Source organism: Streptomyces europaeiscabiei, from assembly GCF_036346855.1.
In the GTDB taxonomy this organism is placed as follows: Bacteria; Actinomycetota; Actinomycetes; order Streptomycetales; family Streptomycetaceae; genus Streptomyces; species Streptomyces europaeiscabiei.
The window spans coordinates 10,026,987-10,039,702 of record NZ_CP107841.1 but is presented as its reverse complement, the minus strand read 5'-3'; the positions used below and the strand labels follow the sequence as shown (position 1 = coordinate 10,039,702).

The following is a 12,716-nucleotide window of genomic DNA, read 5'->3' as shown; positions in this document are numbered from 1 at the left end:
CCGCGCGCGGCCACTCGCGCGGCCACCCAGCAGATAGGACCCCCTGATGGATCCCGTCACCCGCCTCGGCGTCGTCGGCTGCGGCCTCATGGGCTCCGGCATCGCCGAAGTCGCCGCCCAGAGCGGCCTCGACGTCCGTGTCGCCGAAGCCACCCACGACGCCGTCGAAGCCGGCCGCCGCCGCATCACCGCCTCCCTCGACCGGGGCGTACGGCGTGGCAAGCTCAGCGAACAGCAGCGGGACCAGGCCCTGGCCGGGCTGTCCTTCACCCACGACCTCAGCGACATGGCCGACCGACAGTTCGTCGTCGAGGCCGTCGCCGAGAACCGGGACATCAAGACCGACGTCCTGCGCGCCCTGGACAAGGCGGTCGAGGACCCCACGGCGATCCTCGCCACCAACACCTCCTCCATCCCCATCGTCGACCTCGCGGTCTCCACCGACCGGCCCGCACAGCTCATCGGCATGCACTTCTTCAATCCCGTGCCCGTCCAGCGGCTGATCGAGCTCATTCCTGCCCTCACCACCAGCGAGGAGACCGTGCGGCGCACCCGGGACTTCGCCGCACAGCTGGGCAAGGAGGTCATCCAGGCACCCGACCGCTCCGGATTCGTCGTCAACGCGCTCCTCGTGCCCTATCTGCTCAGCGCGGTACGGATGGTGGAGTCCGGCGGCGCCCGCCCGGACGACATCGACCAGGGCATGGAGCTGGGCTGCGCCCACCCCATGGGCCCCCTGCGCCTGCTCGACCTCATCGGCCTCGACACCGCGCAGGCGGTGGCCGAGTCGATGTACGAAGAGTTCAAGGAGCCGCTGTACGCGCCGCCCGCCCTGCTGCGACGCATGGTCGCCGCAGGCCACCTCGGCCGCAAGAGCGGCCGCGGCTTCCACCTCTACGACGCGTGAGGCAGGGCTGGACCGGGACCGTGGCCCTGCCGCCAACTCCGAGCGGACAGACCGGCGTTGAGCGGGCGAACAGGCTGATAGCGTCGTGGCAGCGGGCCCGCCCCACGCCGGTCCGGGCCGACCCACCGGTGAAGAGGAAAGTACCGTGAGCAAGAGGCTGGTCGACGGCCCCATACGGGCACTGCTCGTGGCGTACACGCCCGACGGCACATGGCTGCGCGAACTGAGGCTGCCGGTGCCGCCCTTCCCCGGGTTGGGTATCCGCCTGGACACCTACGACGTGGTCAACGTCGACAGCGTTCTCGTCGGTGACGACGGCCGTTGGGACATCGACGTGACCTGCATGGTGTCCGTGGACGGAGGCGTTCCCTTCACCGAGGAGAGGTGGGAGGAGCTCGGCTTCGAATCAGGTGTCTACGTCTGAGCCCACTGGTTCCCCGTGCATGCCCTCCGCTCTACGGGCGGCCCGGCCGCGCGGGCGGTACATGGGGGCCGTTCCCCCATGTACCGCCGGAGTTCCCCTGGAACCGTAGAACCGGTTCGACGCACCGGCGGTGCGCGGCCAGGTCGATTCACGCGAGCGAGAGGAAGCCCATGGGCAGAAAAGCGTTACTCCGGGTCATGGTGGTCACGGCGATGGCGGGTTCCGCGGTGACCTTGACCGGAGGACCCGCGAGCGCGGCCACCGGTGTGTTCAAGAGCGGGACCAACGTGGTCGTGAACGCGGCGGCCGGCCGCGCGAACAACATACGGGTCAGTCTGTCGGGGAGCAGCGTCGTCATCCAGGACACTGCCGACACCTTGACCGCGGGCGTCGGCTGCACACTTCAGGGCAACGGCACTGTGGCCTGCCCGGTCAACCTCAACAACGACACGGTCGTGGTCAACGCCGGGGACGGCAACGACATCATCACCAAGACCGGCAACATCCGAGGGGACATGAGGGGGGAGTCGGGCAACGACGTCATCAACGGCGGTCCCAGCCCCGGCAGCAACATCCTCAACGGCGGCGCGGGCAACGACACCCTGAACGGCGGCGTCACCTTCGACCTCCTCATCGGCGGCACCGGTGCCGACCGGCTCAGCGGCGGGGGTGGCACCACAGACCTCGTCAGCTATCTGGAGAGCGGCTCGGGCGTGGTCGTCGACATCGACAACGCCGCCGACGACGGCATCGGCGGCGAGGGCGACAACGTCCTCTCGGACGTGGAGAACGTCTACGGCAGCCAGTTCGGCGACACGCTCACCGGCGGCAGCACGAACGACATCCTGTCCGGCTTCGGGGGCAACGACCTGCTGGTGGGCGGGACGGGGAACGACATCCTCGTCGGCGGCGCCGGCAGCGACACCCACAGCGGCGGGGCCGGCAACGACACCCTCGACGCCGTGGACGGCGTGTTCGGAAACGACTCCCTCAACGGGGGCGCCAACACCGACACCTGCACCGCCGACACGAGCGACACGAAGAGCGCCTGCGAGGCGTGACGCCCCGCGGCGGGGCCGGGACCGCGCATCCGCGGACCGGCCCCGCACCGCTGACCCGACAACACCTCCCGGCAGTCACCGGGAAGCGCCGGGGCGAACACCGGCCCCGGCGCCCGCAGCTTCGACCGGTCGTCCGGCTCCCACCGCGGCGGCCACGGCCTGCCCCTGTTCGCTTGGTCCGCTCTCCTGGTTGTCGCTCGGCGCACAGGTCGGAACCCGCCGATCCGCACCGGCGACGTCAACGTGCACAATCTAGCCAGGACGTGCAACTGCCGACGGCTGAAACTCGTCCCTTGCTCCCGAGCCGACGAGGCCCACGGAGACCTCTAACACCCAAGACGGGGGACGAACGATGAACCTGACGCCGAGGAAGAGCCGCCGCAGACCGGGCGCCGTCAAGGCAGCTGTGCTGGGCGTGTGCGCCGCTGGGGCGCTGGGCCTCACAGGATGCTCCGGTGACGGCGGTACGGGGGGCGCCGACGGTGACGCGACATCGACCGCGTCGTCGACCAGCGACAGCACCGACAAGACCGGGGCACCGGCGGGCACGACGGGCGAGAAGCCCGACGCGAAGGCTTCCACGGACCCGAGCAGCGGGGCCAAGACCCCCGGGGGCGTAACGACTGCCTCCACGTCACCGACCCCCACGGCCACGCCCTCAGCGGGCACCGGCGGCGAAGCAGCCGACGACTGCGACCACAAGATGCCCATCTCCCCCGACGAGATCGCGGTCTACCGCTACACCCCGGAAGGGGGATTCCTCAGCTTGATCGTCAAGCACGGCAACTGGGGATGCGGCACCCCCGACTCGGACGGTGCGCCGTTCGAGACGGTCGGCAAGGAGACCTTCATCCCGATGGATCAGGCCGCGGACATCACCGTCACCAACCCCATCGTGGAAAGCACGGAGAATCAGCCCATCGGCGTCCAGGAGTTCCTCGACTGGCTCGAGGCGCACCCGAACTCCGGCCTGGTCTTCACCTACCACCTCGGCAGCGACGGGACCATCGACCGCCTCGACCAGGTCTTCACCCCCTGAGCCTGTCATGTGGCTCCGGCATCGAGGGTGAGCCGTACTTGACCACCGTTTTCGCGGTTCGGCGGACGTGAAGGCGGCCTGCGTCCGATCCTGTGCGCCGTCACGGAGCAGAGGAGAGAGTACGAAGGCCGTGGTCCTGGATCTGGGGCATCAGAGTGCCCTGCGGGATGCGATCGCGGAAGTGTCATGCTTCCGGGCGGAGTTGTACGCGTGTCCGACCGCGCGGGGCGGCGCGCTGTTCGAGTTGTGCGTTGTGCCGTCGTGTACGGACGGGGCCGGTACGGACACCGGCCGACCCTCAAGGATGCCGCAGCCGAGGACGGCGGAAGCCGGCATGCATGCCTACTCGCCTTGCGGCATGCATGCATGCCGCAAGGCGAGTAGGCGATACCCCTCGCTTCCGAGCGCAGATCACCCGCCGCCCAACGACACGCCGACACCGTCCGGTTCACGCTCTTCGAGACCCGGCCGGCCGATCTGGCCTTCAACCAGCTGGTCGGATCCAGCGAACCGAGTGTGAGCCGGTCCCGTACGGGCCTGGCCTGCCGGCACGCCTGGCTGCCTGCCGCCTCGCCTCTCACGATTCCGGCACTCAGGGACGGCTCGCCGCGTCGACGTACGTCTCGGTGACGTCGGTGATGAAGTCGCGGCTGCTGTCAGGGTCGAGAGCCTGGGCCTGGAGGTGGTCGTACATCACGCTGTAGTGCTGCACGTCGGATGGTTTCTCCAGGTAGAGATCGCTGGTGAAGCGTTCCAGGTGCACCACTGCCTCTGGGCTGTCGGCGAACCTCAGGATGCAGAATCGTCCTGCGAAACCCGGGTGGGCACCCGCCGTGTAGGGGAGGACCTGCACGGTGATGTGGGGCTCCACGCCGAGCGTGTTCAGGTGCTCCAGTTGCTCGCGCATGATCTCCTCGCCGCCGACGACACGGCGCAGTGACGATTCGTCCACGATGACCCACAGACGCAGCGGGCAGGCCGGGTCGTAGATCCGGTGCTGCCGGCGTAGCCGCACCTTGAGACGTGTGGCGGCCTGTTCGGCAGTGAGCAGAGGGATCGTTTCCCCAATGACCGCGTGGGCGTAGGCGGGGGTCTGCAGCAGGTCGGGGATCACCATGGGCTCGTATGCGTGGACGGTGGCGGCGTCCGCCTCCAGGCCGACGTAGACACTCTGGGGAATGTCACCGTAGACGTTCCACCAGCCCTGCTGTCCGGATTCCTTGGCCATCCGCATCAGCGAGTCGATGACCTGCTGGTCCGTCACTCCGTAGATCGCACACAGATCGCGTACATCGCGGGGGCTGATGGCGCGGCGACCGTTCTCCAAGTGGCTGATCTTGGGCTGGGAGACCATGAGCCGCTCGGCCGCTTCTGCACTCTTCAGCCCGCTGGCCTGACGGAGCCGGCGGAGCTCGGCGCCCAGGCGGCGCCTTCTGACAGTGGGATTGCTGTTCGCCACTATGGCGGTCTACCTCCGGCTCCAAGTCATCGTGCTGGACCGCAGATTGCCATGGAGCAGCCATCGTTGATCATGTGCCATGCCGTCGCGTTCCGTTGGGAGCCAAAGCGGACTGTGACTTCACCACTTGCCTCACCACAGGAACCACCAGGCGATCTACCGGAGCGACCCAAAACAGGCACGCGTGCTTGCTTCACGTGCCAGCGAAAGCTCCTATCCTGCTCAAGCTGAGGCAAATGCCAGTGTAAGAGTCCTTTTCGGCTACCCGCCGAACATGACGGTATGGCGCGTGACCAGCGACCTTTGCCTCATGGCAACCTGCGGTCCAGCACAGCGACTTGGAACCGGAGGTACACCACGCGTGGCGGCGAAATCCAACCCCGCAGGGCCGGGGCACGGCTCCGCGGCCGTGACGATGCCCGTGGCAGAGGTACTGCGGGCGTACCGGTTCACCCTGGACCCCTCCGATCCCGAGCGCGCCGCCCTGTCCCGCTATTCCGGCGCTTGCCGGTGGGCCTACAACTACGCCGTGGCCAAGAAGACCCGAGCCCACCAGGCATGGGCCGACCGCCGGACCGCCTACCTCGAGGCGGGGCTGACCGAAGCCGAGGCCAAGGAGCGGATCAAGGCGGACGGTGCCGAGCTCACCGACCGCATCAGGGTGTGGGACCACCACCGCAAGAGCCTCACACTCACCGTCGTCGGCAAGCCTCCGCCGGCCGCGATGCAGTCCCCGGCCGGGCAGGAGGCCCTCGTCCTTCGGCTGGCCACCGCCCGCGCGGACGCCGCCGGTACCACCCGTGAACGCCAACTCCTGGCCGAAGGCCGTGCCACGGTGAACGCACTCAAGGCCCAGGCGTTCAGCGCCGGTTTCCGCACGCCGACCGCGACCGACACCAGCAACCTGTGGCGGATGGAACGTGATCTGCCCAAGGAGGAGGGCGGCAGCCCGTGGTGGAGCGAGGTCAACGTCTACTGCTTCACCTCCGGCTTCGACCGCGCCCAGGTCGCCTGGAATCACTGGCAGGACTCGCTCTCCGGCCGCCGTGCCGGCCAGCGCCACGGATACCCCCGATTCAAGAAGAAAGGCCACGCAGAGTCGTTTTCCCTCTTCCACGACGTGATGAGGCCGATCATCCGCCTGGAGGGCTACCGGCGCCTGGTGATGCCAGGCCTGGGCAGCATCCGCATCCACGACTCCGGCAAGCGCCTCGCGCGGCTCGTCGGCCGCGGGCAGGCTGTCATCCAGTCCGTGACCGTCAGCCGCGGCGGCCACCGCTGGTACGCCTCCGTGCTGGCCAAGGTGCAGCAGGACGTGCCCGTGCTGTGGGAGCACGTCCACGACGACGGCACCCGCACCCCGTACCTGAGCCGCATCCTGGCCGAGAAGGCCTCCGAGAACGGCGGACGCGTCGAGGAGATCGGCCGGCCCACCGCCCGCCAGCGTGCCGGCGGCCTCGTCGGCGTCGACCTCGGCTCCCACCACCTGGCCGCCCTGTCCAGCCCCCTCGACCCGGCCGAGCCCGCCACCGCCGTCGTACACCACCCCCGTCTTCTCGCCGACAGTCTGGCCACGCTGTCGAAGGCCCAGCGCGCGATGTCCCGTTGCCGACAGGGGTCGGGGCGGTGGAGGAAAGCCACCGCCCGGGTCTCCCGCGCCCACCAGCAGGTCACGGTGCGACGCGCCTCGTTCCTGCACGGCCTGTCCAAGAAGCTGGCCACCGGTTTCACGCACGTGGCGATCGAGGACCTGGACATCACCGCTCTCACCAGCTCGACCGAGGGCACCCGCGGCAAGCCCCGCAAAAACGTTACGGCCAAGGCCCGCCTCAACCAGCATCTCCTGGACGCCGGCCCGGGCAGCCTGCGCAAGAAGCTCGCATACAAGACCGCCTGGTACGGCTCGCAACTCGTCGTCCTCAACCAGGGTGAGCCCGTCACCGCCTGCTGCGCGAGGTGCAAGGAGCGAAACCCAAGCTCCGACCCGTCGTGCAGCAAGTTCCACTGCCCCTCGTGCGGGGCGGTCGTACAGCGACACGTGAACAGCACCGCGAACATCGTCGACGCGGCGCAAAGGAAGCTCAAGACGGTCGCCTCCGATAGGGGGGAGACCCAAAACGCTCGCCGAGCCCCTGGACGTCCCGGAGCCCGCAAGGCTCCCGGGCAAGGGGCATTGAAACGAGAAGACACCGGCTGACGCCGGTGCCACCCCCGGGGAGCGATCCCCGGGCGTCCCGCAACAGCACCGCAACCAACGTAGAAGGGCAGCTACCGCCGAAGGCCCCCAAGCCATTCGGCCGCCGCTCCTACGCGCTTGGGACGATCCGTGTTCTGGCAGATCGACAGATGCGGCACGACACTTCGGACGAGTGAGTGCCTCCCACTCACTCCCCGTTCCGCAGCTCATGAATTCCACCAGCAGCCCCGACCCGAGTCGAAGTGTCACCAACCTCGCGACCGTCCGGACGCAATTCTCGGAGGACGAGGCGGGCGATGCCACGACGGGCGCCCTCTCGCGCCCCGACCCGGCTCCAGGCCCCTGGCCTGGACCACGCGGTCAAGTTTCGATCTCCTCCGACCCAACCGGCGACAGAAGTGAGTTACCAGCGGTAAGTTCCCGCTGCCCCTCTCCACTTCACAGGAGTACCGCTTCATGCGCCGTCTTCTCACCTGCCTCGCGGCCGCGGCCCTCACCTGCGGCGGGTTCGTCACGAACGCGTCGCCCGCCGTTGCCGCGGACCCGGCCTCCGGGTCCTTCAACGCCCTCACCTACAACGTCGCGGGCCTGCCGGAGATCCTCTCCAGCGCGTCCACGCCCCGCGAGTCCAGCACCACGGAGATCGGCCGGCGCATCGCACCGTACGACATCGTGCACGTGGAGGAGGACTTCAACTACCACGCCCATCTCTACGCCGGCGACACCACGCACGCCCACCGCACTCCCACCAGCGGCGGCGCAGGCATCGGCAGTGGGCTGAACACCCTGTCCACGCTGCCCTACGACATCGACGACTTCGAGCGGGTGCGCTGGAACTCCTGCCAGTTCGACTCCGGCGACTGCCTGACCCCCAAGGGGTTCACCTTCATGCGGGTGCGCCTCGCCGAAGGGGTGTATGCCGACTTCTACAACTTGCACACCAACGCCGGCACCAACGCCGGCGACCTGGCCTCGCGCGCCGACAACCTCAGCCAGCTGACGGCCTTCATCAAGACCCACTCGGCCGGCAACGCCGTCGTGGTCATGGGCGACACCAACACCCGCTACACCCGCAGCGGCGACACCATCGCCGAGTTCGCCGCCGCCAACGGCCTCACCGACCCCTGGGTACAGCTGATCCGCGGCGGTACCCCGCCGGTCAAGGGCAGCGACGCCCTGGTCTGTGACCAGACCGGCCCCACGGTGCCCAACACCTGCGAGATCGTCGACAAGGTCCTGTACCGCGGCAGCAAACTCGTGTCGCTCGACGCCACGTCCTACAACAACGAACACGCCAAGTTCCTCACCGACGGCGGGCTCATGCTGTCCGACCACGACCCGGTCGCGGTCGGCTTCTCCTGGTCGCGCGATCCGGACTTCCGGCTCAGCGATCAGTTCGGCGGGCCCCACGGCGACTACTACACCGACATCGACGCCGTACCGGCGGGAGCGCGCCCTGTCACCCTCTCCCTGCGCAGCGGCTCCCGTGTCGACGGTGTCGGCCTGACGCTCGGCAACGGCACCGTCCTCCACCACGGCGGCACCGGCGGCACGCTGTCGTCACTGTCCCTGGGCAGCGGGGAGTACGTCACCTCCGCCCAGCTCTGCCAGGGCCAGAAGAGCGGCCACACCCGGATCTTCTCCGCCAAGTTCACGACCAACCTCGGCAGGAGCCTGTCCGGCGGAACCACCACGTCCGACTGCGTGACGCGCACCGTGCCGTCGGGCTGGCAGATCGCCGGGTTCCACGGGCGCGCCGGTGACGAGATCGACAAGCTCGGCTTCCTCTACACACAGCGCTGACACGTTCCCCCAGATCGAACACGCGGCGACGGCTTCCGGGCCGTCGCCGCTTCGTACGGCCGTCGTGCGCTGGAGGGCTTCCGGCTGCTGCACATTGCGCTGCAGCTGCGTGACGGCGGTTACGGCTGGCCCAACACCGTCAAGCTCATCGCCCCCCGAACCGGAACCCGCCCTTCCCAGCTACCCCGCTGTGTCGTCGGCCGTGGTCCGGGCCGACGACACAGCGCTCACCCTTGACGGCCTCGCCCCTGGAGAACCCCCCGATGAACCCCGTTCCTCGCTCACCGTCCTCGAGGCAACGGCAACGACAGCAAGGCGTGACGCGACGCTTTCCCCACCCCGTCACATGGTCACGGCTCCTTACAGGTCCTGGATCCCACGGCCCGTCGCGGAGGCGAAGCCCAGCCAGGTGTGCCGGTTGCCCCACCAGCACCAGCCGATCTTGGGGGCGTTGCGGCGCTCGCTGCCGTCCCGCCCGGTGCCGTTGCTGATCCAGATCGCCGGTGTGCGGGCGTCCAGCGTGCCGTTCTCCTTGCGCAGTCGGGAGCCGATGGTCATGAAGCAGCGGTTGCGCTCAAGAACCTCCGGCTGCTGGAGCACCCAGTGGATGCCCTCGGTGAGCAGCAGCGGCGTGCGGTCCTCCTTGGTGAGGACGGGCAGCGCCTCCTCCGGGCTCCAGTTGGCCATGTGGTCACCGCGGTCAAGGCCGGTGACGAGGTAGAGGCGGGCGTCAGGCAGCTCGATGGCGCAGGGGGCGAAGCGGTCGACGTCGGGCATGTCGGTGACGACGAATCCCGGCTTGCCGTCCCGTCGGAGCAGCGGCGCGAGGGCGGAGGCAGGAACAAGGTCCGGGTGAACCGTGAGCAGGGCGCCGTCGCCGGACTCGGGTGCATCAGCCGCTTCGGCGGCCTCGGCGAAGGTACGAAGGTCGTCGGCGGGCAGTCCGGCGAGTTCGTGCACACCCAGCTCGATCAGTCGCTCGGCCTGCGCGCTCAGTGTCGGAAGTACGGGGAGGACTGCGGAGGGTGCGGGCGTGGGCTTCGGCACGATGCTCCCGAGGAAGACGACGAGAACGGACTCGAAGGCAACGAGGCAGCCCACCCGAACGTTCCCTCCGCCGCTTCGGTTCCGTCCCGCTCGGTGCCGTCCCGCCCGGTTCCGCAGCACCCCGCCCACGGATACGCCATGACGTTCACGGGCTAGCGGCAGCCCCGCCCCTGACGGCCGAGCCGCGCTGCGGCGGCTCGGTCAGGCCGGCCGGTCAGACTGCTCGGCAGAGCACAGCCGGGCCGGCGGGTGCCGCGGCGCGGGCCACGGTCGGGTGCACGGGACGGGTGGCGCGGACGGCGACCGCGGCCTGCGAGCGGTTCCGCGCGAAAACGACAAGGCGCAGCACCGCGAACCGTGCGACGCCGGCGAGCGCGGAGGCGGACAGGTAGACGACCTGTTCGAGCACCGCACCGGGTGCCGCCACCAGTTGCTGCAGGGCCAGCATCGCCACGCAGGTCACGGCGTACGCGGCCGCCGCGGACCCTGCCGACTGCACGCGCTGGTGCCAGGTCGCACGCCCGCCCGCACCGAAGGTGAATCGGGCGTGCAGCTCGGTGGCGAGGAGGGTGGAAGCCGCGGTGATCAGGGCGTTGGCCAGGACCCAGGGAATCCAGGAGGCGAGGGCCGCCACCGCGAAGCTGGAGGCGAGCCCCACTCCGCCGCCGCAGAGCACGAAGCGGGCGAAGGCGGTGAGCGCGCCGGGTGCCGTCTGCCACCGGCTCCGCACTGTCCCCATGACATTGACCCCCGTGAACACGCATTCCGCGAAACATGCACCTCGACCTACGAGACGCCGACGCACTGTTTCCTGATACGGAAACGCTACGTTGCCTTCACGGATGTGACAACATACAAATTGCACAGGGATGGAATAGCTGCAGCTAGAGAGCAGGTTTTCATTGCAATGGAATCGACAACAACGCAACAACCCTGCCAGCTCATTGCAACCACTACGGGTGAACGCTATACCCCCAGGACGCGATGGCCCGGGGCGCAGTCGGCCCGCAGTTCGGCGAGGTCCGCGGCAGGCAGACTTCGGGCGGAGCCGCGCCGACTGTGGTCGAGCAGGGCGGACGCGGTGTGCAACCACTGGGGCAGGGGAACCACGCCGACAAAGTCCGCCAGGCGGGTCAGCTCTTGGGCCGGCTGGTCCAGCAGGTTCTCGTAGGCGAGGGTGGTGCGCTGGTCGGCAGGGAGCCGGGTGAGGAACTCCGTTGCCTCGATGACGAGTTCGGACCACAGGGCACCGAAGGTCCGCAGAGGGATGTGCCGGTCGCGTACGAGCGCGGGGTCGAAGCATTCGTCGAGCAGGGGCGCCAGGTCCGGGGGCAGCGCGCGGACGTGCTCGGGGGTCAGGGCGGAGAAGCTGTCGATACCGGAGCGGGTCTTGATCTCGCGGAGCAGAGAGATCATGCGGTAGCCGGGATGACGGCTCATGGACAGGGCGCAGTCCGGACCGTTGCGGAACATGTGCACGAACTTCGCGTCCGGGAAGGCCTCCCGCAGTACCCGTACCCAGCCGGTGGAGTAGCCGGAGCGCTCCACGACGGCGGTGCGTCCGAACCGGGCGCAGAGCAGTCCGAACAGGGACCGGTGGTGCTCGGCCGCGGTGCGCTCCGGCCACCGGACCACCGCCGCGCCGAGTGCGTCGAGGAGTCCGTCCGGGTCGTCGGTGAGGTGGGGCAGCACCATCAGGGACAGCGCGGGAATGCCCTCGGTGCGCGCCGAGTACCGTCCGGGGCGGCGGGTGTGGAGGAACTCCGGCAGCGGCAGCCCGCTGCGGATCATCTGCTCGAAGTGCGGCGCGGGCCGGAAGAGCGCCTGCCAGAACTCCTCGCCGCCCACCTGCCCTTCGGGGAAGGCCGCGTCGCCCACCGAGGCCATGTACTCGTTCAGGCTCAGCACGTCCGGGTGGGCGTTGAGAATGCGTGACAGCGCCGTCGAGCCGCTGCGCCCCGTACCGAAGACGAAGGTCAGAGAACGCATCATCCCCCTTTTCGCAACCTGCGACCGGTGCCACCCCTGGGGGCACTCACCGTGGTTCTCACCGGTGCATTCACCGCGTGCACTGTCCAACTCTGCCCGATCCGACACCCTGCCCACCCGGCCTCACAAGCATGTTCACATGCCGAGCGGCCGAGACACTGTGACGGTACCCGCCGCCTCCCCGCGACGGTCCGGGGTGTCGGGTGGCGCAGCGTCACGGGTACCTCGATCAAGGCCGGGCGGGTCCCTTTCGCGCAGCGCTCGAAGCCTGACGGTCTGCAGGGCGGCGGCACCGCGACGGAGCCTCGACGGAGCCGATGGGCCATGAACATCGCGGCATGGCGGGTGAGTTGGCGATTTCATGGCTGCGCGCCCGACCAATTATGATCTTGGTCATGACTGTGCAGAACTCTGACAAGACACTTTCCCGCAAGCAGCGACTTCAGGAGAAGCAGCGCCGCCAGTTGGCGGTCGTAGACACCGTGGACAAGGCCGAGGTGAAGGTCCGCAAGGCAGAAGCCGAACTGGCCGTGGCTGTCACCGAAGCCGTGCAGATGTTCGGTGACGAGCAGTCCGCCTCCGAGGCCCTCGACATGTCGACCGAGGCGATCCGGCGTTTCCTCCGCATGGCGCAGGACGAAGCGGCCGGCACCGGCCATGTCGCCGAGGTGGCCGAGGTCGCCGAATCGGCCGCCGCATCCTGAGTTCGGCGTCGGGCGCGGCCGCCGCCTGCGGGTGACTCGTCCTGAACGCGCGGCGGGTCGGGCGACGACTGCCCGTCGGTCCCGCA

At 68.9% G+C, this 12,716-nt stretch carries 11 protein-coding genes; 7 read left to right on the top strand and 4 right to left on the bottom strand.

The window, feature by feature from the left end:
• Nucleotides 1-46: 46 nt before the first annotated feature.
• From OG858_RS43545 to OG858_RS43530, 4 genes are all read left to right on the top strand, one after another.
• A complete protein-coding gene (locus tag OG858_RS43545; RefSeq protein WP_319318049.1) occupies nt 47-907 on the top strand; it encodes a 3-hydroxybutyryl-CoA dehydrogenase in 861 nt (286 codons plus the stop codon).
• A gap of 145 nt (nt 908-1,052) precedes the next feature.
• Nucleotides 1,053-1,331, top strand: a complete 279-nt coding sequence (locus OG858_RS43540) for a hypothetical protein (RefSeq protein WP_086751873.1) — start codon at nt 1,053-1,055, stop codon at nt 1,329-1,331.
• A 170-nt stretch (nt 1,332-1,501) separates the two neighbouring features.
• The gene (locus OG858_RS43535; protein WP_328543852.1) at nt 1,502-2,392 is read left to right on the top strand and encodes a calcium-binding protein; all 891 of its coding nucleotides are present in this window, start codon (nt 1,502-1,504) and stop codon (nt 2,390-2,392) included.
• A 352-nt stretch (nt 2,393-2,744) separates the two neighbouring features.
• Nucleotides 2,745-3,431: a hypothetical protein gene (locus OG858_RS43530; RefSeq protein WP_086752355.1), complete on the top strand. Its 687-nt coding sequence runs from the start codon at nt 2,745-2,747 to the stop codon at nt 3,429-3,431.
• A 592-nt stretch (nt 3,432-4,023) separates the two neighbouring features.
• On the opposite strand, the gene OG858_RS43520 is transcribed toward OG858_RS43530, so the two are convergent.
• Nucleotides 4,024-4,893, bottom strand: coding sequence for a helix-turn-helix domain-containing protein (locus tag OG858_RS43520; RefSeq protein WP_086752356.1), 870 nt, complete (start codon nt 4,891-4,893; stop codon nt 4,024-4,026).
• 358 nt (nt 4,894-5,251) lie between these two features.
• On the opposite strand from OG858_RS43520, the gene OG858_RS43515 reads away from it, so the two are divergent.
• Together OG858_RS43515 and OG858_RS43510 are read left to right on the top strand one after the other, a co-directional pair.
• Complete coding sequence (locus tag OG858_RS43515) at nt 5,252-7,087, top strand: RNA-guided endonuclease TnpB family protein (protein WP_328543853.1); 1,836 nt, start codon at nt 5,252-5,254, stop codon at nt 7,085-7,087.
• A 456-nt stretch (nt 7,088-7,543) separates the two neighbouring features.
• Nucleotides 7,544-8,890, top strand: a complete 1,347-nt coding sequence (locus OG858_RS43510) for a jacalin-like lectin (RefSeq protein ID WP_319065812.1) — start codon at nt 7,544-7,546, stop codon at nt 8,888-8,890.
• Between the two features lie 360 nt (nt 8,891-9,250).
• On the opposite strand, the gene OG858_RS43505 is transcribed toward OG858_RS43510, so the two are convergent.
• From OG858_RS43505 to OG858_RS43495, 3 genes are all read right to left on the bottom strand, one after another.
• Nucleotides 9,251-9,937, bottom strand: coding sequence for a DUF5701 family protein (locus OG858_RS43505; RefSeq protein ID WP_319065930.1), 687 nt, complete (start codon nt 9,935-9,937; stop codon nt 9,251-9,253).
• A 214-nt stretch (nt 9,938-10,151) separates the two neighbouring features.
• Nucleotides 10,152-10,676, bottom strand: coding sequence for a hypothetical protein (locus OG858_RS43500; RefSeq protein ID WP_319065811.1), 525 nt, complete (start codon nt 10,674-10,676; stop codon nt 10,152-10,154).
• Nucleotides 10,677-10,903: 227 nt separating this feature from the next.
• On the bottom strand, nt 10,904-11,926 hold the full coding sequence (locus tag OG858_RS43495; protein ID WP_328543854.1) for a sulfotransferase family protein: 1,023 nt from the start codon (nt 11,924-11,926) through the stop codon (nt 10,904-10,906).
• 395 nt (nt 11,927-12,321) lie between these two features.
• On the opposite strand from OG858_RS43495, the gene OG858_RS43490 reads away from it, so the two are divergent.
• Nucleotides 12,322-12,630, top strand: a complete 309-nt coding sequence (locus OG858_RS43490) for a hypothetical protein (RefSeq protein WP_086754306.1) — start codon at nt 12,322-12,324, stop codon at nt 12,628-12,630.
• Nucleotides 12,631-12,716 lie beyond the last annotated feature (86 nt).